Genomic DNA, 24021 nt, shown 5'->3' with positions numbered 1-24021 from the left:
CGTGGCTGGCTGCGCTATCCGGAGTTGCGCAGCGCCGTCGCCAAGCCGTTCATGGTCAGCAGGATTCCGCGCTCGACGAGTTCGGAGTCGTCGCCCGCGCGGCGGCGGCGCAGCAGTTCCACCTGCATCTGGTTGATCGGCTCGAGGTAGGGGAAGCGGTTGCGAATGGATTCGGCCAGCGCCGGATTATCGGCCAGCAGATGGTCGCTGCCCGTGACGGCGGCGTGCATGCGCACGGTGCGATCGAACTCCTCGCGGATCATGCCGAAGATGGTGTCCCGCAACGTCTCGTCCGGCACCAGCTCGGCATAGCGGGCGGCGATGTCCAGGTCCGCCTTGGCCATCACCTGCGCCAGGTTCGACATCACCGTGCGGAAGAACGGCCAGCGCCGGTACAGCTCGGACAGCGTCGCCAGCCGCGCCGGATCGTCCCCCACCCACTGCTCGAGCGCAGCACCAGTGCCGTACCAACCAGGCAGCATCACCCGCGACTGGCTCCACGCCATCACCCACGGGATCGCGCGCAGATCGCTCACCGAATTGGTCGGCTTGCGCGAGGCCGGGCGGCTGCCCAAATTCAGGTCGCCGACCTCGGCGACCGGGGTCGAGGCGCGGAAATACTCGACGAAGCCGGGTGTTTCGTGCACCAGCCGGGCGTAGGCCCGCCGCGCGAGTTCGGCCAGCTCGTCGAACAGCTCGTAGGCCGGTTCGGCGTCGGCGCCCAGGCCCTCCACGTCCAGTAGCGTCGACTCCAGCGTGCCCGCGACCAGCGACTCCAGATTGCGGTGCGCGGTGCCGGGCTCGGCATACTTGGTGGAGATGACCTCGCCCTGTTCGGTCAAGCGCAGCGCGCCCCGGACCGCACCGGCCGGTTGGGCAAGGATGGCGTCGTAACTACGACCGCCGCCACGACCAACGGTGCCGCCACGACCGTGGAAGAGCCGCAACCGGATTCCGGTCTTGCGCGCGGCCTCGACCAGATCGAGTTCGGCGCGATACAGGGCCCAGTTGGCCGCCAGATACCCGCCGTCCTTATTGGAGTCGGAGTAGCCGAGCATCACCTCCTGCCGCATGCCGCGCGCAGCGATCAGACGGTGATAGGCGGGCACCTCCAGGGCCGCGACCAGTGTCTGCGCACCGGCACGCAAATCCTCGATGGTCTCGAACAGCGGCACCACCCCGGCCGGGCTGCTCGGCGCGGTCTGCGCGTCGCCCGGGTCCAGGATGCCGGACTCCTTCAGTAGCAGGGCGGCCTCGAGCAGATCGCTGACCGAGGTGCACATGCTGATGATGTAGTTGGGCACCGTGTCCGGGCCCAGATCGTCGAGGGCGGCCTTGGCCGCGCGCAGCACGCCCAACTCCTTGGCCGCCAGTTCGCTCAGCCGCGCGTCCGGTCCCAGCAGCGGGCGCCGGGTGCCGAGTTCGGCGGCGAGCAGCTCGATCCGCTGCGGCTCGGGCAGGCTCGCGTAGTCCCCGTGCACCCCGGCCCAGGCCAGCAGTTCGGCCACGACCTGCTCGTGCACCTCGGAGTTCTGGCGCATATCCAGGCCCTGGAGGTGGAATCCGAAAGTGTCGACCGCGCCGCGGAGCGCGGCCAGCCGGTCGTCGGCGAGCAGGCCGTCGCCCGAGGCGCGCAACGACGCGTCGACGACGTCCAGGTCGTCGAGCAGTTCCCGCGGGTCGCGGTACGGGACCACCCGCGCGGACTCGGGATCTCCTGTGCCGGAACGTCTCTCGCGATCCGATTCGACGTGCCCCAGCTCGCCGGGAGCGATGCCGTCGAGCGGGACCTCGCCCAGCGCGCGGTCGGCCGTCACGGTCAGGCGGGCCCGGATACCGCGCAGGGCCTGGCGATACGGCTCGTCGGAGCGTTGGGGGTCGAATCCGGCCGCGGCCAGGCGCGCGAGATCGTCGGTGACCGCGGCCAGGCGCACCGACAGCGACAGCGTCTTCTCCAGCTCGAGCAGCTCGGTCAGGTAGTGCCCGAAGGCGACCGCGCCCGCCCGACGGGTTGCACGGTGCACCACCTCTCCGGTGACATTCGGGTTGCCGTCACGGTCCCCGCCGATCCACGAGCCCGGCCGCAGCATGGGGCGCTGCAGCAGGGCATGGTCCGGCCAGCGCGCCCGCAGTGCGGCGCGCACGTCGGCGTTGATCCGCGGAATCACCTCGAGCAGCGTCAGGTCGTAATACCGCAGGCCGACCTCGATCTCGTCCTGAATCCGCAGGCGGGCCAGGCGGATCAGGGCCGTGCGCCACAGCGTCAGAATCTGGCGGCGCAGCTCCACCTCGATCTCGGCGTACTGCGGATCGGGGGCAGCGTAGTGCTGCCGCCGGCGCATCAGATCGGTGATGCGGGACTGCACGTCGAACACCGTGCGGCGGCGGGTCTCGGTCGGATGGGCGGTGATGACCGGCGAGGTCAGCGCGTCGTCGAGCAGATCGGCGACCAGTGCCCCGTCCGGGCGTGCGGCATCGAGCTTGCGGTAGGTGGCGGCCAGGCTCGATTCCTGCGGCGGCTCCCCCGCCGCGATGTGCACCGCACGCCGGCGGTCGCGTTGCAGATCCTCGGTCAGATTCGCCAGCAGCAGAAAGTGGCTGAACGCCCGGATCAGCGGGAGCGCGACGCGAATATCGGTGTCGCGCACCATATCCGCGACCGCGCTGCGTTCGACCTCGGAGCGGCGCACCCGGAATGCCTCCACGCGGACCCGCTCGATGAGGTCGAACACCTCCGGCCCCTCGTGATCGCGGATCGTGTCCCCCAGGATCGCTCCCAGGAAACGGATATCGTCCCGCAGTGGCGCGGTGGCAGCCTCTATCTGATCTTCGCGCATGAGCCCAGCGTATCGGCCCGGGGCGAGCGGCCGGGGTCCGGCGCGGCCGAGGCGGGAACAGATCGCGCGATCAGCTTCGGGCACAGGGCCATCGGGTTCGCCGCCGACCTCGTGGAGGTGCCCGGCGGCGGCCACTTCCTCGCCGATGAGGGCTTCACCAAGCTGCCCGGGGTACTGGACGCCGTCGAGCGGATCGCGGGCGGCGTCTGAACCTCGACGCCCGCGGGACCAGTTGCACCGGCCGCTTCGGTTCAGGCCAGACGACGTGGGCCGATGTCGAAGCGGCTGGGCTCCGGGCCGATGCGGACGCGGGCATAGAGGACCGCGGCGCCCTCGGGTGAGGCGAGCACCGGCTCGATGGACAGCTCGCGCACCTCCGGCAGGTCGTCGCACATCGCCGAGATGCGTTGCGCCAGTTCGGAGAGGGCCGATTTGTCCACCGGCTCACCGATGGTCTTGCCCGGTACGCCGGTGCGGCCCTCCAGCAGTGGCGCGGCCCGCGGCGCGTCGATCAGTTCGACCGATTCGGCCTCGGTCAGCGGCAACGCGCGATAGACACGATCACCCAGCAGATCGATGATCATGCCCGACAGCCCGAAGCTGATCACCGAGCCGAACGAGGGGTCGTCCTGCACGCGCAGCACGCAGCCGACCCCCTTGGTCGCCATCTTCTGGATGTGCACCACCTCGTTGCCGGAGATCTCCGACAGATCGTGGTAGGCGCGTTGCACAGCCGAGGGCCGCCACAGATCCAGCCGCACCCCGGTGAGATCGGAGCGGTTGCGCCACATCTCCCCCGTGGCCTTGGCCGCCACCGGATAACCGAGCTCCTCCGCCGCCGCCTCGGCCGCGGCCGCATCGCGAACCTCACGGAATTCGACCACCCGGATGCCGTAACAGTCCAGCAGCTCCACCGCCTCCAGATCGCCGAGCCAGCTCCCCTCGGGCGAGCGAATCATCCACCGCTCCATCAGATTCCGCGCCCGGTCCACATCCAGATCCGCCGGGCGCCGCACCGCCGAGGCCGGGGTGGTGCGCCAGTCCGCGTAGCGGTGCACCCGCGCCAGCGCCCGCGCGGCACGTTCGGGATCGGGGTAGGACGGGATCGAACCGTTCTCCACCGCACCCCCGATGCCCCTGGTAGCCAGCAGATTCGGCATGCCGTGATCGGCGACGAACGTGGTCAGCACCGGCTTGGCGGAGCCATCGGCCGGGGCACGACCGCCACCGTCCGCGTACACCCCCTGCCCGGCCCCGGAACGAATGGCCTCGGCGTAGGCGGCCGTGGCGGTGGGCACCGGCGGCGCGAAGATCACGATGACCGCATCCACGACGTTGGACGCCACCGCCGCCGCGGTCGCCGTCAGGTAGTCCTCGGGTCCGGCCTGCGGCCCCAGATCCACCGGCTCGCCCACCTCCAGGCCCTCGCCGCGCGCCGCGTCCACCGCCAGCCATCCCAGCGCGGCGCTGTTGCCGATCACCGCCAGCCGCGGCCCCGCCGGCAGCGGCTGATAAGCCAGCAGCATCGCACAGTCGAACAGCTCGGAGATCGTGTCGACCTGCACGATCCCGGCCTGAGCGAACAGATCGCGCTCCACCGACCGCTCCAGCGAGCTCGGCGAGGCGCTCCGCATGGAATTGCGCCCACTGCTCACGGCCACAATGGGTTTGGTGCGCGCCACCCGCCGCGCAATCCGGGAGAACTTGCGCGGATTGCCGAACGTCTCCAGGTACAGCAGCACCACGTCCGTATCGGGATCGGTGTCCCAGTACTGCAGCAGGTCGTTACCGGACACGTCGGCGCGGTTGCCCGCCGACACGAAGGCCGACAGCCCCAGCCTGCGCGCGGCCGCCTCCCCGAGGATCGCGGCCCCCAACGGCCCGGACTGACAGAAGAATCCGACCCGCCCCCGGCCGGGCAGCACCGATGCCAGGGTCGCGTTGAGCGACACCGCGGGATCGGTGTTCGCGATGCCCAGGGCGCTGGGCCCCACCACCCGCATGCCGTGACCGCGGGCCGCGGCGACCAGCTCCCGTTCGGCCTCGAATCCCGCCGGACCGGTCTCGGAGAATCCGGCGGTCAGCACCACGAGACCCTTGACCCGCTTGGCCATACAGTCGTCGAGCACCGAGGCGATCTGCGCGGCCGGCACCGCGACCACCGCCAGATCCACCTCGTCGGGGATGTCGCGGACGGTGGCATACGCCCGCACCCCGCGCACCGAGCTGCGATTCGGATTCACCGGGTACACCGGGCCCTGGAACACCCCCGACAGCAGGTTGGCCAGCACCGTCCCGCCGACCCGGCCCACCGACGGAGTCGCCCCGATGACCGCGACCGACCGCGGGTGCAGCAGATTGCCCACGCTGCGCGCCTCCGAGGCACGCTCGCGTGAATCACGTACCGACAGCAGCGCTTCAGTGGGGTCGATGGCGAATTCCAGATGCAGCACCGACCCGTCGCGGCTGCGCTGCACCTGATATCCGGCGTCGCGGAAGACCGTCACCATCGCGCTGTTCTCCGCCAGCACCTCCGCCACGAAGGTCTCGATGTCGTTCTCAGCGGCGGCGCCCGCCAGGTGCTCGAGCAGAATCGAGCCCAGGCCCCGCCCCTGATGGGCATCGGCGACGACGAACGCCACCTCGGCCGCGCGCGGCCCCTCGCGATCGGTGAGCAGCTCGTAGCGCCCCACGGCGATGATCTCCGCACCCAGCTCGACGACGAGACCAACCCGATCGTGATAGTCCACATGCGTGGTCCGGTACAGGTCCTTGGGCGTCATGCGCGGATACGGTCCGAAATACCGCAGATAGCGGGTGCGGTCGGACAGCCGGGCGTGAAATTGCTCCATACCCTCGGCGTCGTCCGGGACGATCGGGCGCAGCCTGACCACCCCGCCATCGGAGGCGAGCACATCGGCGAACCAGTGTTGCGGCGGTGGTGGCGGCGTCTCGGGGGTGTCGGGGCTGAACGTCTCCATCCAGCTGGGGCGGGAGTGCTCGGAATCAGTCACGGGGGTCCTCCGGATCAAGGCCGAGCAGCGGGTACACCGCCCGGCGCGTGGCCAGCAGCGCGGTGTCGACCGCACGTTGCGCCCGGTCGGCCCGTGCGTCGCCGGTATCCGGCGCACCGCCGGGACCGTCCCAGCGCACATAGTCGGCCGCCGTTCCGTCGCCCATGGTGCGCGGCGGTTCGACCGCGGGCGCGTAGGCGCGGACCTGTTCCACCCAGGCGGCCGGAATCTGCGTAGCAGGGTCGATATCCCGGTCCAGGGCCGCGGCCAGCAGATGCGTCCATGCCCGCGGCACGACCCGGACCAGCCCGTATCCGCCGCCGCCCACCGCGAGCCACCGGCCCTCGGCGTACCGGTCGGCCCAATCGCGCATGGCCAGGAACGCCGCGCGCTGCCCGTCCACGGTCAATTCCAGATCGGCGAGGGGATCTTCCCGGTGGGTGTCGACACCACATTGGCTGATCAGCAGCTGCGGCCGGAACGCGGCCAGGGCGCCGGGCACGAGCGCATGAAATCCGCGCAGCCACTGGGCATCCCGGGTTCCGGGCAGCAGGCCGAGATTGACCGCCGTACCCTCGGCCGCACCCGCCCCGGTCTCCTCGGGCCATCCGGTGTTGGGCCACAGCGTGGCCGGATGCTGATGCACCGAGATGGTCAGCACCCGGGGGTCGCCGTAGAACGCGCGCTGCACGCCGTCGCCGTGGTGCACGTCGACATCGACGTACGCGATGCGGTCGAATCCGTGGTCCAGCAGCCACGAAATGGCCACCGCCACATCGTTGTAGATGCAGAAGCCCGAGGCCGAGTCGGCCATCGCGTGGTGCATGCCGCCGCCGATGCTGACCGCCCTCCGGGTGCGGCCCGCCGCGATCTCGCCCGCCGCCGCCAGGGTGCCGCCGACGATCACCGAGGCCGCCTCGTGCATGTGCGGGAAGACCGGATTGTCCTGCGTCCCCAGCCCGTACGGCGCGGTGACCGGGGCGGCGGCGCCGGGCGGGGCGGGCTCGGCGTGACGCACCGCGTCGAGATATGCGGGCGTGTGGATGCGCAGCAGTTCGGCATCTCCGGCCGGCCCGGGCGCCAGCGGCTCCACGCCGTCGAGCAGGCCCAGACCACGGGCCAGCGCCATCGTGAACCGCAGCCGTGCCGGTTTCATCGGATGCTCCGGCGTCCAGGTGTAGTCCAGGAAACGGTCGGTCCACACCACGGTGGCAGGGCTGTGCGCTGCGCTCGCCATACGTGTCACGCTAGCCGACCAGCCGGACCACGGGCGCGGACCTGCCACCGCCGAGGGCCGGGCACTCGTAGAGTCGGTCCGGTGGCGCGACGACCGATCCCACCCTGGACCGGACTCCGGGCACGCTTCGCGGCATCGGACCCCGGTCTGCTGCGGCTGACGGCCGGGCTGCGCACTGCCACCGCCGTCGGGCTCACGATCGCGGTCCTCGGCATACTCGGCGTCGAGGTGATCCATCTGATCGTGGGAGCCATGGCGGCGATGGCCAGCGCCTTCGCAGTCACCGACAAAACCGTTCGCGCCCAGGCGATCACGCTCGCGCTCGGCGTGCCGGTCGCCCTCGCGACGATCTCGCTGGGCGCCCTGCTGCAGGGCCGGGTGCTCGCGCGGGACCTGATCTTCCTCGGGCTCATCTTCGGCGCGGTGTACCTGCGCAGATTCGGTGATCGCAGTACCGCATTCGGCGTGATCGGCTTCCAGATCTACTTCACCGCGATGTTCGCCCGGGTCACGGTGCCGCAGCTGCCGCCGGTGTTCGCCACGGTGGCACTCGCATTCGGATGCAGCGCCATCGCCCGATTCGTGCTCGTTCCCGAACGGCCCGAACGGGTGCTGCGAAGGCTGCGGCAGGCATTCCGGGCACGCCTGGCCCAGTTGCTGGCAGCACAGATCCGGCTGCTGTACGCGCGGCCCGGCGATCGCGACAACGTGCTGGAGGAGCTGCGGCGCAGCGCCGCACGACTGCACGAGGCCGCGCTGATGATCCAGGGGCGGCTCGAGGCGGGGACCCGGGACGAGGCCACCGCGGCGCTGGTCCAGCGACGCGTGGTGACCGCCGAGGTGGCCGCGGAGCGATTGGGCCTGCTGCTCGTGGGCGCCCGCAGCACGCAGCGCCCCGATCCGGTGGCGCTGCGGCTGCCGGGCGCGGCGACGCCCGCCCTGACCGCCGGGCCGCAGGACACCGATCCGGTGACCGCGGCGCTGGACCGGGACCTCGTCACGCTGCGGCTGATGGTCCTGCGGCCACCGGGCTCGCACCCCGCGGCCGCCGCCCTCCCCGCGCGCGACCGGCTGCTGGGCTACCGCGACGCGACCGGTATTCCACCCGCCGCCACACCGGCCCAGCGGGACGTCTTCCGAGCGATCGGCGATCTGGTCCAGGGGGTACTCGGGCTGTGGCTCGCGCTGGACCCGGCGCCCCGGGAAACGGACGACTCGCCCACGGCAATCCGTTCGCGGGCCGAGATCGCGGCGGAGAACGAATCCATCTCCGGTGCGGAACAGCAGGCCGGCGCACGCGCGCCGGCGCCCGCCCGGCTGCAGCGCCAGACCACCCGCGCGGCCTTTCAGGTGACGGCCGGTTCGGCGCTCGCGATCGCCGGCGGCGAACTGCTGTCGCCGCAGCACTGGTATTGGGCGGTGATGGCTTGCTGGGTGATCTTCGCCAACACCACCTCCACCGGGGAGATTGTGGTCAAGGGCTACCGTCGGTTGCTCGGCACGGTGCTGGGCGTCGTGGCCGGCGTGCTGCTCGCGACCGCGGTGGGCCAGCACACCTGGGTCGCGCTCGCACTCGTGCTGGTCTGCGTGTTCGCGATGTTCTTCACCGCCCCGCTGTCGTACACGCTGATGGCCTTCTTCGTCACCATGGGTCTCGGGCTCCTGTACACCCTCCTGCACACATACAGCGTCGCGGTGCTGGTACTGCGCATCGAGGAGACCCTGCTCGGCGCCGCCTGCGGCATCGTCACGGCCATGCTCGTGCTGCCCGTGCGCACCGATCGGCGCACGGACGAACAACTCGCCACCGTGCTGCGCCGCCTCGGAGATGTCGTGGCGGCCTCGGTGGAACGATTCAGCGGCAGCCCCGTCCCGGATCTGCTGGACACCACCCGTGACTTGGATACGAAACTGGCCCAACTCAATTCGTCCGCCCGGCCGCTGACGCATCCGATCACGCCGCTGCGCGAGCGCCGCGAGACCGCCCGATACGTGGTGGCCCTGCTCGAGACCTCCGCCTACCACGCCCGCTACCTGGCAACGACCGCCGAGCTCACGGCCGAATGCGGTCATCCGGGCGCCGATCCCCGGCTCGCCGGCGTGGCCGGACGGATCGCCCGCAACATCGACGTGCTGGTGGCGCAACTGAGCCGGGCGCACGATCGGCCGCCGATCGAGGCCGGCCCCGGCATCGCCGCGCTGCTCGAGACCGACAGCCTCGGGGTGCCCGCCCCCCGCACCGTGACCTTCCGGGCGCTGCGCCACCTGCAGCGCATCGACGAGGACGTCATCGCCCTCGCGCGTCCCCTGGGTGTCGACGTGCCGGCACCGAGCTGACCCTACGTCGCGTGCGGGCCGTGCCCGGCCGCCCTGACACGGAATGCGACGTGCCGTTTTTGTCGTTGGTATGCAGTACAAATGCTTAGCAGTGCGGCGCGCCGGATTCCGGCGCCGCCGGGGCGCACCCGTGCGGCTCGGCATTTCCGCAGTACATACGAAATACGCTGGCGCGCGGGACCGCGACCGCGCGTGGGTAGAATTCGTGCGACGAAGGGGTATCAGGTGAAGGATCTGGTCGACACCACGGAGATGTATCTCCGTACCATCTACGACCTCGAGGAGGAGGGCGTCACACCGCTGCGCGCCCGCATCGCGGAGCGCCTCGAGCAGAGTGGCCCGACGGTGAGCCAGACGGTAGCCCGGATGGAGCGGGACGGCCTGCTGCTGGTGGCGGGCGATCGCCACCTCGAGCTGACCGAGAAGGGCCGTTCCATGGCGGTCGCGGTGATGCGCAAGCACCGGCTGGCCGAGCGGCTCCTGGTCGACGTGATCGGGCTCGACTGGCAGAACGTGCACGCCGAGGCCTGCCGCTGGGAGCACGTGATGAGCGAGGATGTCGAGCGCCGCTTGGTCGAGGTGCTCAACAACCCCACCACCTCCCCCTACGGCAACCCCATTCCCGGCCTCGACGAACTGGGCGTGACGGCTTCCGGCTCGGCCGAGGAGAAGCTGATCCGGCTGTCCGACCTGCCGGCCGGCCAGGTCGTCGCGGTGGTGGTGCGCCGGCTGTCGGAGCACATCCAGACCGATCCGGAGATCATCGGTCAACTGCGGGAGGCGGGCGTGGTGCCCGATGCCCGTGTCACCGTCGAGACGAAGCCCGGGGTCGTTGTCATCTCGGTGCCCGGCCACGGCGGATTCGAATTGTCGGACGAGATGGCGCATGCCGTCCAGGTGAAGTTGGTCTGAGGAATCCACAGCATGAAACTTCTGGTCACCGGTGGTGCGGGGTACGTCGGCGGCGTCTGCGCCCAGGTTCTGATCGAGGACGGCCACGAGGTCGTCGTGGTCGACGATCTGTCCACCGGCAATGCCGAGGGAGTGCCCAGCGCGGCCAAATTCGTCGACGGCGACATCGCGACCGTCGGCGCGGAGCTGATCGAGTCCGAATCCTTCGACGGCGTCCTGCACTTCGCCGCGCAGTCGCTGGTAGGCGAGTCGGTGCAGCGGCCCGAGAAATACTGGCAGGGCAATGTCGTCAAGACCCTGGCGCTGCTCGAGGCCATGCGCCGCGCCGGCACCCCCCGGCTGGTGTTCTCCTCGACGGCGGCGGTCTACGGCGAGCCCGAGCGGGTGCCGATCACCGAGGACGCCCCCGCGCGGCCGACCAATCCGTACGGCGCCTCTAAGCTGGCGATCGACCACGCCATCACCTCCTACGCGGTGGCCCATGGGCTGGGCGCGACCAGCCTGCGCTATTTCAATGTCGCCGGGGCCTACGGCGGGCTCGGCGAGAACCGGGTGGTGGAAACCCATCTCATTCCGCTGGTTCTGCAGACGGCTCTGGGGCATCGGGAATCGATCTCGGTGTTCGGTACGGACTATCCGACCGCCGACGGGACCGCGGTCCGCGATTACATCCACATCCGGGATCTCGCGCAGGCGCATCTGCTCGCGCTGGCCCAGTCCCGCGCGGGCGAGCATCGCATCTTCAATCTCGGCAGCGGCACCGGCTTTTCGGTACGCGAGGTGATCTCGGCCTGCGAGCGGGTGACGGGCCGCCCGATCACGGCGGTCGACGCATCCCGGCGCGCCGGCGATCCCGCGGTGCTGATCGCCTCCAGCAAGCGCGCGATCGCCGAACTCGGATGGCGTCCGGAGCACAACGATCTCGACGAGATCGTCACCGACGCTTGGGCTTTCCTGCAGTCGCTGGGCGCCCGCGCGCACAGCGCCCGGTAGCGCCGCGCCGGGCGGCCTCCGGCACCCGGCCGCGCGACGCCGGTGGCGGGCACGCATCGATCGTCCGGCCGCAGACCTCACGGCTGCGGCCATTCCGGGTGCGGATCGAGCTCGACGCCGAGTTCGGCGGCCTTGGCCCGGCCGCTGCAGGCAAGTTTGCGGATTTCCTGGGGCCGCATCCCGACGCCGAGCGCCGTGTCGAGCAGCCGGGCGAGGGTGTGGTCCGAATTCGATTCCAGTGCGGCCTGCAGTGCGGTTCCCGCGAGCGACCGGTCGCCGCGGGTGAACGCGCAGTAGCCCAGCAGAGTCGCCGCCTCCGCGCGGTCCCGTCCGGTCAGTGCCCGGCACAGGTGCGCCCACACCTGCTCGGCGGCGGCCGCACGAGCGCCGCCGGCCAACGCGAACATCGCGTCGCGCACGGTGGGATCGCGCAGGGCGACGGCAATGCGGGCCATGGCACGCGCACCGAGCTCGCCGCCGGCGGCGACACCGTCGACGCGGTCGAGTACCTCCTTCAGACTTGCGCGCTGATAGCGGCTCACCTCGTCGCGGAACACCGCGGCGCGGAATCGGTGCCCCGCCTCGATCGTCGCCATCTCGAGCTCCCCACGCACGTCGTACGAGAGCTGCGCATCGAGCTCCAGCGGAACGCTCGGCTCGGTGTGTGAGGAGCAGGTTCCGCGCTCGCCGGACGCCTCGGCCAGCGCGACGGGCGAGGCGGCAGGATCGGTCTGCACGCCTGCGGTCCCGGGTGCCAGCACATCCCACCACGGTGCGCCCGGGGCGATCGCGCACATACCCCAGGCCTCGTCGAGCTGGATGCCCTCGGCGGCCAGTGCGCTCTCGAGCGCCCCGACGAGTTCGCGGTGCCGGCCACGTCGGCGCGCCGCGCGATCCCCGCCGGGCTGTGCCGCGCGGTCATCGATGATCAGCACCAACACCGCGACGACGCGCTGACGCGCGCACAGTCCCGCCAACTGCTCGGAGAGCCGCGCCCATGCGGCGGGGCCGGACAGGACCAGCTCGTGGTGGGTGACGGCGCCGAGGATCACCGCACCGGACCGCGGCGGCGCCTCGTTCAACAGCAGGGCGACGATCGATCGGCGTGGCACGTACCCGAGCAACGCGGGGACCGCGGCGATGCATTCGGAGGGAGTGTCGACCCGTAGCGACAGTCGGTCGGCCGCCGGTTCGTCCGGCGCGCAGGCACCATCCCGGGCCGACCCCGCGGGTCGGCCGGTGACGGTCGGGGGTGTGGTCCGGGCGGCCTCGGGCCGGATCGATGCGGTGCCGGCACAGCAGCGACCGGAGGCGTTGTCGGCGGGAGTGGGTTCGGTAGCGGTTGTCATGCATCCACCCTGGCCGCAGCGCGTATCGGCGGTCAGGCGGCGACCTGGGCTTTCGGTTGGCCTGGGGATAACCTTCGGCGCTGTGCATCACTCCCCCGATCAGGGTCCGCGAGGCGGGTTCATGTCGGGGGCGGCTGCTATCGTCCGGACAGGGAGACTCGCGGGCAGGCGCGCGATCCGTCCCGACGGTTCAGCCCTTGCGGACGTCCACGACCGCCGCCGTGAACACCTGATCCAGGCCCTCCATGTCGGGTGTGCCGTCCCCGAAGCTCAGATAGGTGGCGGTGATCCGCACGTCACCGAGCTGCGCGGCCAGCGTCCGCATGGACCTGTCCAGGCCCGGCCCCCGCTGCTGCCCGCTCACCGTCCGGCTCCAAGCGAGCGAGTCGTCGGCATTCACCGGCGGCGGTGGATCGAGTTGCGTCACAACGGTATTGGTGATCGGTCCGTGCTGGGCCCGCACCGTGCCGCAACGCCGCAGTTGCGCGTGCAGCCGCGCAAGCGGCTCGGCGGCCCGCGTCAGTTCGACGGTGATCGTGGCCCGGGTGTCGTCGTCGGTGCCGACCACGATCGCGACGGCGTTCGGATCCGACGGCGACGCCGTCGCACACCCGGCCGGGGTGACGGTCGTCACCCCGTCGGGAATGCCGGTCAGGTCCGCCGCGGCCCGAGTGGCCTCCTCGTACGACAGCACCGCCGTCTGATAGGAGGAGGGAAACTGCGCCTGGGTCGGCAGCATCGAGGCCAGATCCGCCGCGGCTTGCCGCGCCGCGGCGCTGCTGCGCACCTCGGCGGGATGTCCGGGCACCGTCGATCCGCAGGCGGTGAGCAGGCACCCCAGTGCCGCGTAGCCGGCGACCAGGGCCCGACCGCCGCGGGGCGGCCTCGGACCCCGAGGCCGCCCCGGATACGGTCCGCCCGGCACGTTCACCCTGCTCACTATGCCGAACTCGCGCGGAGGGCCTACGCTGCCACGCCGAGGGCACGACCTGGGAATGCGGACCGGCCGGTCGCGCGTTGTGCTGCGGGAGCGCGTCGATCATCCAGCCCGACGACACCGTGCCGGAAACACATGAGGGACAATAGAAGGTGGTCTCACGGACCAGAACGGTAGGCGGTGCCCGGATTCGCCCCGCCGCCGGCCTGGTCGTGGCGGACCACGCAGGAAGGAGCATGCGATGGAGGACTACGAGTCGCGAATGTACGAGTTGGAATTCCCGGCGCCGCAGCTGTCGTCCGCCGACGGGGCCGGTCCGGTGCTGGTGCACGGGCTGGAGGGTTTCACCGATGCCGGCCACGCCGTCCGCCTGGCCACCACCCACTTGCGCGAGAGCCTCGAGGCGGAGCTGGTCGCCTCCTTCGACGTGGACGAACTGCTCGACTACCGCTCACGTCGCCCGCTGATGACGTTCAAGACCGATCACTTCTCCGACTACGCCGAGCCCGAGCTGTCGCTGTGGGCGGTCAAGGACACCACGGGTACGCCGTTCCTGCTGCTGTCCGGCCTGGAGCCGGATCTGCGCTGGGAGAAGTTCGTGACCGCGGTGCGGCTGCTGGCCGAGCAGCTCGGCGTGCGCCGCACGATCGGCCTGAGCGCGATTCCGATGGCGATTCCGCACACCCGTCCCCTGGGTGTCACCGCGCACTCCAGCGATCGTGACCTGATCGGCGAGCATCAGCGCTGGCCCGGTGAGCTGCAGGTGCCGGGCAGCGCCTCCTCGCTGCTGGAGTACCGGATGGCGCAGCACGGCCACGAATCGATCGGCTTCTCGGTGCACGTGCCGCACTACCTGGCGCAGACCGCCTATCCGGAGGCGGCCCAGACCCTGCTCGAGAACGTCGCCGACAACGCCGGGCTGGATCTGCCGCTCGCGGCCCTGGGCGAGGCGGCGGCGCGGGTGCGGGAACAGGTCAACGAGCACATCGCCGGCAACTCCGAGGTCGAAACGGTGGTGCAGGCCCTCGAGCGCCAGTACGACAGCTTCGTCACCGCACAGGAGCGCCAGTCCAGCCTGCTGGCCAGCGATGCCGACCTGCCGACCGGCGAGGAATTGGGCGCCGAGTTCGAGCGTTTTCTGGCCGAGCAGACCGGCTTCGGCGACACCGATCTCCCCGACGGCACCGATCAGCTCTGACGCCGATGTCCGGGGCATCACACCCGGCCACTAGACTCGTCGCACGTGCAGCTGTCCGAACTGATCCCCGACCGTGTCGTGCCCGACGTGGATCCCGACTGGCTGTACGAGACCTTCGCCGAGTGGACCGTCGAGCAGGGCCTCGCGCTGTATCCGGCGCAAGAGGAGGCGCTGCTCGAGCTGATGACCGGCGCCAACGTGATCCTGTCGACGCCGACGGGGTCCGGTAAGTCGATGGTGGCGGTGGGCGCGCATTTCGCGGCACTGAACCGCGGGCAGCGCAGCTACTACACCGCCCCCATCAAGGCCCTGGTCAGCGAGAAGTTCTTCGCGCTGTGCGAGGTGTTCGGCGCGGACAAGGTCGGCATGGTGACCGGGGACGCCGCGGTGAACCCGAACGCGCCGATCATCTGTGCGACCGCCGAGATCCTGGCGAATCTGGCGCTGCGCGAGGGCGAGGGCGCCGATGTCGGCCAGGTCGTCATGGACGAGTTCCACTACTACGCCGATCCGGATCGGGGCTGGGCGTGGCAGGTGCCGCTGCTCGAGCTGCCGAGAGTGCAATTCCTGCTGATGTCGGCCACCCTGGGCGAGGTCGACTTCTTCGCCGCGGATCTGCGCCGCCGCACCGGACGCGAGACGGCGATCGTCAGCGGCGCGGAACGGCCTGTGCCGCTGATGTTCTCGTACGTCCGCACGCCGATCACCGAGACGCTCGAGGATCTGGTCACCACCAGTCAGGCGCCGGTCTACGTCGTGCATTTCACGCAGGCCGCCGCCCTGGAGCGCGCGCAGGCGCTCACGAGCGTCAACTTCTCCTCGAAGGCCGAGAAGGAGGCGATCGCCGAGGCGCTGGGCGGATTCCGCTTCGCCACCGGCTTCGGCAAGACACTCTCGCGGCTGATCCGCCACGGCATCGGAGTGCACCACGCGGGCATGCTGCCCAAGTACCGCCGCCTGGTGGAACGCCTCGCCCAGGAGGGACTGCTGAAGGTGGTGTGCGGCACCGACACTCTCGGCGTCGGCATCAATGTGCCGATCCGCACGGTGCTGCTGACGGGCCTGACCAAGTTCGACGGCGTGCGCACCCGCCGGCTCAAGTCGCGCGAGTTCCATCAAATCGCCGGACGCGCGGGCCGTGCCGGTTACGACACGATGGGCACGGTCGTGGTACAGGCGCCCGAGCACGAGGTGGAGAACGCCCGCCTGCGCGCGAAGGCGGGCGACGACCCGAAGAAGCAGAAGCGGGTGCAGCTGCGCAAGCCGCCGGAGGGCTTCGTGTCCTGGTCGGAGGAGACCTTCGACCGGCTGGTGGCCGCGCAGCCCGAACCGATGGTGTCGCGGTTCCAGGTGACCAACGCGATGCTGCTCAACGTGATCGCCCGGCCCGGCAACTGCTTCACCGCGATGCGGCATCTGCTCGAGGACAATCACGAATCTCGCTCAGCGCAGCGCAAACATATCGTCAAGGCCATTCGCCTGTACCGCGCGCTGCGCGATGCTGGTGTGGTGCAGCAGCTGGACGAACCCGACGCCCTGGGCCGTCGCGCGCGCCTGACCGTCGATCTGCAGCGCGATTTCGCCCTCGATCAACCGCTCTCGCCGTTCGCCCTGGCCGCGCTGGAACTGCTCGACAACTCGACCCCGACCTATACGCTGGACGTCGTGTCGATCATCGAGTCCACGCTCGAGGACCCGCGCCAGCTCCTGCTCGCCCAGCAGCACAAGGCGCGCGGTGCGGCCATCGCCGAGATGAAGGCCGACGGTATCGAATACGACGAGCGCATGGAGCTGCTCGAAGAGGTCACCTGGCCCAAGCCACTGGCCGAGCTGATCGAGCCCGCCTTCGAAACCTATCGCGGCGGTCATCCCTGGGTGTCGGAGTTCAGCCCCTCGCCCAAGTCGGTGGTGCGCGAAATGATCGAGCGCTCACTGACTTTCGCCGAACTGGTCAGCAACTACGAGCTGGCCCGCTCGGAGGGCGTGGTGCTGCGCTACCTGGCCGACGCCTATCGCGCGCTGCGCCGCACGGTGCCCGAATCCGCGCGCACCGAGGAGCTCGAGGATCTCACCGAGTGGCTGGGTGAGCTTGTGCGCCAGGTGGATTCGAGCCTGCTCGACGAGTGGGAACAGCTCACCAATCCGGGTTCGGAGAACGATTCGCAGCAGCTGGCGTTCGGCGCGGAGACCGTCCGCCCGATCTCGGCCAATGAGCGGGCCTTCCGGGTACTGGTGCGCAATGCGATGTTCCGGCGTGTCGAGCTGGCGGCGCTGCGGCGCTGGGCAGCCCTGGACGAGCTCGACGACGGCCCGGACTGGGAGTCCGAACTGGCCGGGTATTTCGACGAATACGCCGAGATCGGCACCGGCCCGGCCGCACGCGGCCCGCGGCTGTTCCAGATCGAGCAGCGCCCCGGCCTGTGGCGGGTGCGCCAGGTGCTCGACGATCCGTCCGGCGATCACGGCTGGTCCATCGATGCCGTGGTCGATCTGCCGGAGTCGGACGCCGCCGGCGAGGTGGTGTTCGACGAGGTCACGGTGAGTGCGGGATGAACGCCGCGCGCGTGACGCGGGCACAGACCCGCCGTACCCACATCCGTGGTCGCCACGACTCCGGCAGGGGCCACCGCGCCCCGGCATCCGGTGCGATCCTGGGCCGAAAACCCGGTGTCGTGCGCACACATCCGGCGGTCCGGTAAAAGCACTCGTCGTTCCGCGCGCGGCCCGGCCGCGACACCGTGCGCAGACGTGATCAAGACGACGTCGATCCAGTTCGTTCCGCATGCCCTCCCGCTGATACGCTCTCGCTCGCTGTCTGCGGCGGGCGGCTGCCCGGAAGAAAGAGAGTTCCCTTAGATTGTTCGGTCTACACGCGCCCGAGTCGCCCTATCTCGTCATCGACCTCGCCCGGGTGCGCGACAACTTCCGCGCACTGCGCTCAGCGCTGCCGACAGCCCGAATTCGGTTCGCGGTCAAGGCTTCTCCGATGCCGGAGATCATCCGGCTGCTGGCCGCCGAGGGGGCGGAATTCGACGTCGCCAGCATCGGCGAGATCGAGCAGTGCCTCGGCCTGGGCGTAGACCCGGCCACCCTCTGCTACGGCAATCCGATCAAGAAGGCGGCGCACATCGCCGCCGCCTACGCCGCGGGCGTGCGCCGCTACGCCTTCGACACCGAGGACGATCTGGACCGCATCGCCGAGCACGCGCCCGGTTCGCGGGTCGAGTGCCGTTTCCTGGCGTCGGCGCCGCAGTCGCAGACGCCGTTCGGCACCAAATTCGGCTGTGCGCCCGGCGAGGCGGTACGCCTGCTGGTGCGCGCCCGCGATGTCGGACTCGTTCCGGTGGGACCGTATTTCCATGTCGGCTCACAGCAATTGGACCCGGCGGCCTGGCGGATCGGCATCGAACAGGCCGCGGCGATCACCGAAGCCCTTGCGGTCAAGGACATTTCGGTGGAAGCGGTGAATATCGGTGGCGGACTGCCGATTTCGTATGCGGAGGCGGCGCCGGAGCTGTCCGAGCTGGGCGCGGTGATCGCCGCGGCGGTCGCGCGCCATCTCCCGGAGCACACCGATCTGGTGGTGGAGCCCGGCCGCGCCCTGGTGGGCAACGCCGGTGTGATCCACGGCGAGGTCGTGAATGTGCGCATCGCGCCGGACGGGCGGCGCTGGATATACCTCGATATCGGCCGCTACAACGGCATGGCCGAAACCGAGAACGAGTACATCGCCTACCGGATCGAGACCTCACGAGACGGTGACGTGCGGGACGAGGCGGTGATTGCCGGTCCGACCTGCGACGGGGACGATGTACTCTATCAACGCACGCGTGTCCTCCTACCGACCACGTTGCGAGCCGGTGATCCCATTCGGATCCTCGATACCGGCGCCTATACGGCGAGCTATTCGTCGGTGTCCTTCAACGGTTTTCCGCCTTTGACAGTCCATGTCATCGGCGCTGAGCGAGAGTGAGTTTGCCCATGACGGCAGAATTCACCGGCTGGCACGTGCTGGCCGAGTTCGGTGGTGTCGACGCGAACCTCTGCGACGATCTCGAACGACTCGAAGCAGCGCTTCGAAAATCGTTGGTCGCCGCGGGGGTGACCATTTGCGAAGTGGTGCACAAGAAGTTCGATCCGCAGGGTGTCACGGTGCTGGCACTGCTGTCGGAGTCACACGCCTCGATCCATACCTATCCGGAGTCCGGCGACGTCTTCGTCGACGTATTCACCTGCGGCAGCATCGGTGCGGGTGCGACGAAGGCCGTGGAGCTGCTGCAGCAGGAGCTCGCACCGGCCTCGGTGCACATGGAGGTGGTCCAGCGCGGGCATGCCGCGCGCCGGATCCACGAGCCGGTGGGCAAGGGCCTCACGCGCGTGTGGGATCTGCACGAGATCATCGTCGATACCCGAACTCCGTTCCAGCACATGGTGATCGCGCGCACCGATCAGGGCGTGAGCCTGTTCTCGGACGACGATCGCCAGTCCACCGAGTTCTCCCAGCTGACCTATCACGAGGCCATGCTGGTGCCCGGCTACGCGCTGGCGGAGAAGCTCGATCGGGTGCTCATCGTCGGCTCGGGCGAGGGCGTCGCCTCGCAGATGTCGGTGGCCGCGGGCGCCTCGCACGTCGACCATGTGGACATCGACCAGCTGGAGGTGGAGCTGTGCGCGAAGCATCTCCCCTACGGCTATTCCGAGTCGGACCTGGCCGAGGCGGTCGCGCAGTCCGGACCCATCAAGATGCACTACGCCGACGGCTGGGACTTCCTGGCCCAGGCGCAGGCCCGGGGCGAGCGCTACGACCTGATCTGTATCGACCTGCCCGACGAGCGGGTGGAGGACGCCCAGCACAACCGCCTGTACGAGGACGAGTTCCTGGAGCGCTGCAAGGCGCTGCTGGCCGAGGGCGGCGTGCTCGCGGCGCAGGCGGGCTGTCAGACCATGTGGCGCAACGAAACCCTGGAGCGCTCCTGGACCCGGTTCCACAAGCTGTTCGACACCGTCGTCCCGTACGTCAGTGACGAGCACGAGTGGACATTCATCTTCGGGACCCCGAAGGCGATCGGGGATCCGGTGGCGAAGATGACCGCGACCCTGCCGCGGCTGCCCTACCGGGCCGCGACGGTCGACGAGCGGGCCCTGGTCCGCGGCGCCATCGAGCCGCACGCGCTGCGGACGACGGTCGGCGTGGGCTGATGCGGTAGGTCGGTCGCGCGCAGCCGGAATCACCGCGCGCGACCGACCCGCCGCGATGGCGCATACGCGAAAGTCGCGAGCGGGATCCATCGCCCCGCCATACCCTGGAGTATGCGCACTTTCGTCCATCTGCTGCTGTTCGCCTGTGCTGTCGCGGTGGCGGTGGGAGCCTTCGGGCCGCTCATCGGTACGGTCGGGGCCCGTCACGTGCAGCTCACCGAGCTGCGCGACGGGTTTCCCGCGGGCCGTTCGCTGGATCAGATCCAATCCCAGTCCGTAACCCTGCAGACGTCGCTTGCCCTTGTGGTGCTGTGTGTCGCTGCCGTCATCCTGCTGGCGGCCCTGTTCGGCTCGCGCATCCTGGGCTGGCTCGGCGTCCTGGTCGGTCTGGTCACGGTCGGCGTCCTGGCCTGGCGCCTGGACGGTTCCTTCGACCACCAGCTCCGCACCGACTACCACCACCTGCTCACCGGTGCCTGGGGGCTGTACGCCCTCGGCGGCGGGCTGGTCATCGCGCTGCTGTGTCTGTTGGTGCCGCGGGAGCGCCGGGCGTTCTGAGAAAAGAGCTCATCGGCACGCAGCGGTCCCGCTCCCGCCGGTCGTCATCCGGTCGGAATGGCCGGTGGGAGCAGAGCAGTCTGGATCATCTCCTCGCCGGCGCGGGTCACCAGCACTCCGCGGCCCGGGGGAAGGGGGGTCGGCCTGGTCGTGCCGAGCAATACCCCTCCTCACGGTTACCGCTCATGACGAGACCCGCCGATCCGAGGTCCTTCATCCGCGCGATGACCAGGTCGTACAAGGCTCGAGCCGCGCCGCTCGCGCGCCGCGCGAGTATCAGATGGAAGCCCAGATCCCGAGCAAGCGGCAGATGTTCCAGTAGAGGACTCAGCGGGCTCTCGCCGCCAGTGGCGAGCAACTCGTAATCGTCCACGAGCACATACAATTCCGGGCCACTCCACCATGACCGCTCACGCAGCTGCTGGGGTGTCACATCCGGCGGCGGCATCCGCTTCTCGAGGAACGCGACGAGGTCGGCGATGACGGTGGTGGGGCTCGACGCGCTCGTCGCATACGCGGCTTCGCAGCCCGACGGTATGTCCCCCAGCAGGGTGCGCTTGGGATCGGCCGCCACGATCTGCACGGAGGCGGGATGTGCTCCCCGTCCGGAGTCAGCCCGCGACCTGGACGTCCCAGGGGGACCGACGAGGCCATCTTGCGGCCTGGCTCGGAATCGGTAGGGTCCCCGAGCCGCAGCTCGACCCGGGTCCCCCGCCGATCCTTCAGCGCCGGACGGATCACGGCCCAGCGCCCCGCCGACAGCACGATGTGCACCCCGAACGCGAGGCCGCGCGACGCGATATCGGCGACGATCGACTCGAGGGCCTCGAAGTTCCCACGCACGATGTCGTACCCGTCGATCACCAGAAACACGTCGCCGAAGGGATCGCTTCCCACCGGGTCGCCCGCGATCCGGTCCGCGCCGGCATCCGCCAATTCCGCCTTGCGGCACCGGTATTCCCGCATCGAGTCGATCCCGGCGCGCCGGAAGATCTCCCCGCGCCGCTGCACCAGCGCGGTCAACTCGGCGAGGGTGCGGCGCGCCAATTCCAGATCGCGGCGACCCGCCACCGCGCCCACATGCGCGAGTCCGGCGAGCGCCGACATGGCCCCGCCACTGAAGCCGAGGCAATAGAACTGCACCTGCGCGGGGGTGTGCGCCGCGGCGAGCGCCAGGATCAGGGTCAGCAGCGCTGTCGACTTGCCTGCCTGCGGGCCGCCCACGATCGCGACATTTCCCTGGCTGCCCGACAGGTCCGCGAACAGCAGGTCGTAGCGGTGATACTGCGGCTTGTCGACAATGCCTATCGCCACCGGACTCAGGCCTGGCTTTCGACCCGGTGTCGGCGACATCAGCGCCCCCACCGTCGGCGCCACGCCGAGCGGGGGCAGCCAGACCTGGTGTGTTCGCCGAACATTGGCGGGTACGGAATCGACGATCACCTCCCACAGCGGGCGATCGGCGACGTCGGCGGCTCCGTTCGCTCGATCGGCCAGCACCGCTCGCGAGCTGTGCGCGGTCATGAATCGGATCAATTCCCCGCTGGGATGGGTGCGCAGAAATCCACCGCCCGGGGCACTGGGCAGTGTGTAAGCGTCCGGCACATCCAGCAGGACCCGGGATTCGCTGGCGGAGAACGTCTTCAGGCCGATCCGGTACGACAGATGGGACTCGAGGCCGCGCAGCAACGTCTCGTCCAGACGCTGCGAGGCGAGCAACAGGTAGACCCCCAAGGTCCGGCCCAGGCGCCCCACCGCGGTCAGCACAGTGGCGAAATCCGGGACCTCGGACAACAATTCCGTGAATCCCGTGACGACGACGACTAGATCGGGACTCGGCTCGAGCGGCGCACCCGCCGCTTGCCACATGCGGCAATCCGGCAAAACCGCCCAGTACGCCGGAGCCGTCGAAGTCGACCAGCAGTAGATTCAGTTGTTCGGGAGCGTGTTCGATCGCCAGCCCGAGAACAATCGTCCGAATCAGCATCGGCAGCCCAGACCCCGTCGAGCCGATGATCAATCCGTGTGGGCCCATACCATTTTCGGCACTCTGCTTCAGGTCCAGCAGGACCGGTCCGCCGCTGTCGTCCACTCCGAACGGAATCCGCAGACGGTCGGCGCCGTACTTCGGCTGCCAGCGGCGACCGAGATCCAGATCGGTGGGATCGATTATTCCGTAGAGCGTCGCGAAGTCGTTGTCGCCACCGCTCTCGACGCGACGGGGATGGCCCTGGTCGCGCTGACTCCCGAGGGAACGGGTGATCCGGGTGACCAGATCCGCCGCGCCGTCGGTCATTTCGGGCTGCTCGACGACATCGGCAGGGATGCCCCGGATATCGGGCATCGCGATGCGGAACGGCCGCTGCCCCACCAGCGCCCAGCCCGGGGCCTCCGGCAGCCGCATCGCGCGCTCGCGATCGACGCGCGACTCGTCGGGCCGGTGCAAGCGCAGTTCCACATGTGAGGCCACCAGATCCGCGAGCCAGTCGGGGACCTCACGCCAGTCCCGGAGGGTCGCGACGACATGGACCGCGTATTCCGGCCCCACGCCGACGATCTGCTCGAGTGTGACGGCGATGTCGGGCAGCAGGTCCGCGAAATCGCCCCACCGGTCCAGCAGCAGAAACAGATCCGGAACCGGGCCGTGCGCCAGCCCCGAGCGGACCGAGCGCAGGCTCCCGGGCGAATCGATCGCTTGGTCCCGGTACAGCAGCTTGCGAACGCGTATCTCCTCGACGATCTCCCGAAGCAGCGACCGCACCTCCTCGGGCTCGTCGTCGCCGACCACGCGCGCGATATGCGGCAGCCCACGCAGCGATCCCACGCGGTTGCTCGACTCGAGCGCGAAGATCCGCACCTCGTGCGGAGAGTGCGTCAGGGCGAGCGCCCCGACGAGCGTGCGCAGGAAGGTACTCTTCCCGCTGCCGGACCGGCCGACGACGATCAGGCTGCGATCCGGACCGGCGAAATCGAGCCAGACGGTCTCGCCGTCACGGCCGTCCGGTCGGCGCTGCTGGCCGATGGGAACCACCAATCGCCCCGCACCCCACCAGTTCTCGGCCCACAGACCGCGGTCCGGAGTGGATTCGAGCCGGCCCAGCAGTCCGCCGAGGGCCACCCGGCCGCTTCCGTCGATCACCGCCGGAAGCCGGCGGCGGGTGCGCGCGATATGGACCTCTTCCTTCAACATTCCGTAGTGGCTGGGCGTCTGCGCGCTGGTCCGCCCGCGCACCTCCGCGCTGACGTAGCGCCACAGGCTGTGCGTGTTGACCAGGCCGGTACCGTCGTCGGCCAGGCCCGAGGCGATCCCCTGGACGATCGCCGCGGTGAACACCGACAGCGGCGCGGACCGATCCGGGCCGCCGTCCTCGGCGACCTGCACGGCCGTGGTGGCGGTCAGCACGCAGATGCCGTCGCCGGAGAAGTAGAACAGCACCACATCGTCCGGGC

Annotated in this window: 17 protein-coding genes and 1 pseudogene; 10 read left to right on the top strand and 8 right to left on the bottom strand. The window is 69.9% G+C overall.

Annotation, left to right across the window (positions count from 1 at the left end; genetic code table 11):
* Window positions 1-14: 14 nt before the first annotated feature.
* Window positions 15-2837, bottom strand: coding sequence for a phosphoenolpyruvate carboxylase (ppc, locus tag KO481_RS30520; RefSeq protein ID WP_215921907.1), 2823 nt, complete (start codon window positions 2835-2837; stop codon window positions 15-17).
* Here ppc and KO481_RS30515 point away from each other — a divergent pair.
* The gene (locus KO481_RS30515; protein ID WP_215922107.1) at window positions 2745-3047 is read left to right on the top strand and encodes a hypothetical protein; all 303 of its coding nucleotides are present in this window, start codon (window positions 2745-2747) and stop codon (window positions 3045-3047) included. The two genes, ppc and KO481_RS30515, sit on opposite strands and share 93 nt — an antisense overlap.
* Window positions 3048-3088: 41 nt before the next feature.
* Here the strand turns inward: KO481_RS30515 and KO481_RS30510 are convergent, their stop codons facing one another.
* Complete coding sequence (locus tag KO481_RS30510) at window positions 3089-5818, bottom strand: bifunctional acetate--CoA ligase family protein/GNAT family N-acetyltransferase (protein WP_215922081.1); 2730 nt, start codon at window positions 5816-5818, stop codon at window positions 3089-3091.
* Between the two features lie 25 nt (window positions 5819-5843).
* On the bottom strand, window positions 5844-7088 hold the full coding sequence (locus KO481_RS30505) for an acetoin utilization protein AcuC (RefSeq protein ID WP_215921893.1): 1245 nt from the start codon (window positions 7086-7088) through the stop codon (window positions 5844-5846).
* Window positions 7089-7169: 81 nt separating this feature from the next.
* Between KO481_RS30505 and KO481_RS44490 the strand changes: the two genes are divergently transcribed.
* The 3 genes from KO481_RS44490 (at window position 7170) to galE (ending at window position 11330) form a co-directional block, all read left to right on the top strand.
* The gene (locus KO481_RS44490) at window positions 7170-9425 is read left to right on the top strand and encodes an FUSC family protein (protein WP_215921891.1); all 2256 of its coding nucleotides are present in this window, start codon (window positions 7170-7172) and stop codon (window positions 9423-9425) included.
* 225 nt (window positions 9426-9650) lie between these two features.
* The gene (locus tag KO481_RS30495; RefSeq protein WP_215921889.1) at window positions 9651-10337 is read left to right on the top strand and encodes an iron-dependent transcriptional repressor DtxR; all 687 of its coding nucleotides are present in this window, start codon (window positions 9651-9653) and stop codon (window positions 10335-10337) included.
* A 12-nt stretch (window positions 10338-10349) separates the two neighbouring features.
* On the top strand, window positions 10350-11330 hold the full coding sequence (galE, locus tag KO481_RS30490) for a UDP-glucose 4-epimerase GalE (RefSeq protein ID WP_215921887.1): 981 nt from the start codon (window positions 10350-10352) through the stop codon (window positions 11328-11330).
* Between the two features lie 77 nt (window positions 11331-11407).
* Here galE and KO481_RS30485 read toward each other — a convergent pair whose 3' ends face one another.
* On the bottom strand, window positions 11408-12679 hold the full coding sequence (locus tag KO481_RS30485) for a DUF4192 domain-containing protein (RefSeq protein WP_215921885.1): 1272 nt from the start codon (window positions 12677-12679) through the stop codon (window positions 11408-11410).
* A 190-nt stretch (window positions 12680-12869) separates the two neighbouring features.
* Window positions 12870-13487 carry a sensor domain-containing protein gene (locus KO481_RS30480; protein WP_308166819.1) on the bottom strand — a complete coding sequence of 206 codons (618 nt, stop codon included), beginning with the start codon at window positions 13485-13487 and terminating at the stop codon, window positions 12870-12872.
* 370 nt (window positions 13488-13857) lie between these two features.
* Between KO481_RS30480 and KO481_RS30475 the strand changes: the two genes are divergently transcribed.
* The 5 genes from KO481_RS30475 (at window position 13858) to KO481_RS30455 (ending at window position 20571) form a co-directional block, all read left to right on the top strand.
* Window positions 13858-14814 carry a proteasome assembly chaperone family protein gene (locus KO481_RS30475; protein WP_215921883.1) on the top strand — a complete coding sequence of 319 codons (957 nt, stop codon included), beginning with the start codon at window positions 13858-13860 and terminating at the stop codon, window positions 14812-14814.
* A 45-nt stretch (window positions 14815-14859) separates the two neighbouring features.
* Window positions 14860-17367, top strand: a complete 2508-nt coding sequence (locus tag KO481_RS30470) for a DEAD/DEAH box helicase (protein WP_215921881.1) — start codon at window positions 14860-14862, stop codon at window positions 17365-17367.
* A 304-nt stretch (window positions 17368-17671) separates the two neighbouring features.
* Window positions 17672-18787 (top strand): type III PLP-dependent enzyme, encoded by a 1116-nt coding sequence (locus KO481_RS30465; protein WP_245401698.1) that lies wholly within the window; start codon window positions 17672-17674, stop codon window positions 18785-18787.
* A gap of 8 nt (window positions 18788-18795) precedes the next feature.
* Window positions 18796-20013: an adenosylmethionine decarboxylase gene (speD, locus tag KO481_RS30460; RefSeq protein WP_215921879.1), complete on the top strand. Its 1218-nt coding sequence runs from the start codon at window positions 18796-18798 to the stop codon at window positions 20011-20013.
* A gap of 111 nt (window positions 20014-20124) precedes the next feature.
* The gene (locus tag KO481_RS30455; protein WP_215921877.1) at window positions 20125-20571 is read left to right on the top strand and encodes a hypothetical protein; all 447 of its coding nucleotides are present in this window, start codon (window positions 20125-20127) and stop codon (window positions 20569-20571) included.
* Window positions 20572-20677: 106 nt separating this feature from the next.
* Here the strand turns inward: KO481_RS30455 and KO481_RS30450 are convergent, their stop codons facing one another.
* The 3 genes and pseudogenes from KO481_RS30450 to KO481_RS44905 form a co-directional block, all read right to left on the bottom strand.
* Window positions 20678-20944, bottom strand: coding sequence for a hypothetical protein (locus tag KO481_RS30450; protein WP_215921875.1), 267 nt, complete (start codon window positions 20942-20944; stop codon window positions 20678-20680).
* 56 nt (window positions 20945-21000) lie between these two features.
* A complete protein-coding gene (locus KO481_RS30445) occupies window positions 21001-22440 on the bottom strand; it encodes an FtsK/SpoIIIE domain-containing protein (RefSeq protein WP_245401697.1) in 1440 nt (479 codons plus the stop codon).
* 49 nt (window positions 22441-22489) lie between these two features.
* Window positions 22490-23803: pseudogene (locus tag KO481_RS44905) on the bottom strand (FtsK/SpoIIIE domain-containing protein); the annotation flags it as partial.
* Between the two features lie 34 nt (window positions 23804-23837).
* Between KO481_RS44905 and KO481_RS43455 the strand changes: the two are divergent.
* Window positions 23838-23999 carry a hypothetical protein gene (locus KO481_RS43455; protein ID WP_245401696.1) on the top strand — a complete coding sequence of 54 codons (162 nt, stop codon included), beginning with the start codon at window positions 23838-23840 and terminating at the stop codon, window positions 23997-23999.
* Window positions 24000-24021: the final 22 nt, after the last annotated feature.

Origin of the sequence: Nocardia albiluteola (assembly GCF_018860155.1) — a bacterium.
Classification (GTDB): domain Bacteria; phylum Actinomycetota; class Actinomycetes; order Mycobacteriales; family Mycobacteriaceae; genus Nocardia; species Nocardia albiluteola.
Note: the sequence above shows the minus strand (reverse complement) of the source record. Positions and strands in the feature narration are given on the sequence as shown.

Bases quoted from the DNA above. Each gene is read 5' to 3' on its own strand.
- KO481_RS30505 (WP_215921893.1), bottom strand. From the start codon at position 7,088: ATGGCGAGCGCAGCGCACAGCCCTGCCACCGTGGTGTGGACCGACCGT.
- KO481_RS30445 (WP_245401697.1), bottom strand. From the start codon at position 22,440: ATGTGGCAAGCGGCGGGTGCGCCGCTCGAGCCGAGTCCCGATCTAGTC.
- KO481_RS30455 (WP_215921877.1), top strand. From the start codon at position 20,125: ATGCGCACTTTCGTCCATCTGCTGCTGTTCGCCTGTGCTGTCGCGGTG.
- galE (WP_215921887.1), top strand. From the start codon at position 10,350: ATGAAACTTCTGGTCACCGGTGGTGCGGGGTACGTCGGCGGCGTCTGC.
- KO481_RS30485 (WP_215921885.1), bottom strand. From the start codon at position 12,679: ATGACAACCGCTACCGAACCCACTCCCGCCGACAACGCCTCCGGTCGC.
- ppc (WP_215921907.1), bottom strand. From the start codon at position 2,837: ATGCGCGAAGATCAGATAGAGGCTGCCACCGCGCCACTGCGGGACGAT.
- KO481_RS30510 (WP_215922081.1), bottom strand. From the start codon at position 5,818: ATGGAGACGTTCAGCCCCGACACCCCCGAGACGCCGCCACCACCGCCG.
- speD (WP_215921879.1), top strand. From the start codon at position 18,796: ATGACGGCAGAATTCACCGGCTGGCACGTGCTGGCCGAGTTCGGTGGT.
- KO481_RS30475 (WP_215921883.1), top strand. From the start codon at position 13,858: ATGGAGGACTACGAGTCGCGAATGTACGAGTTGGAATTCCCGGCGCCG.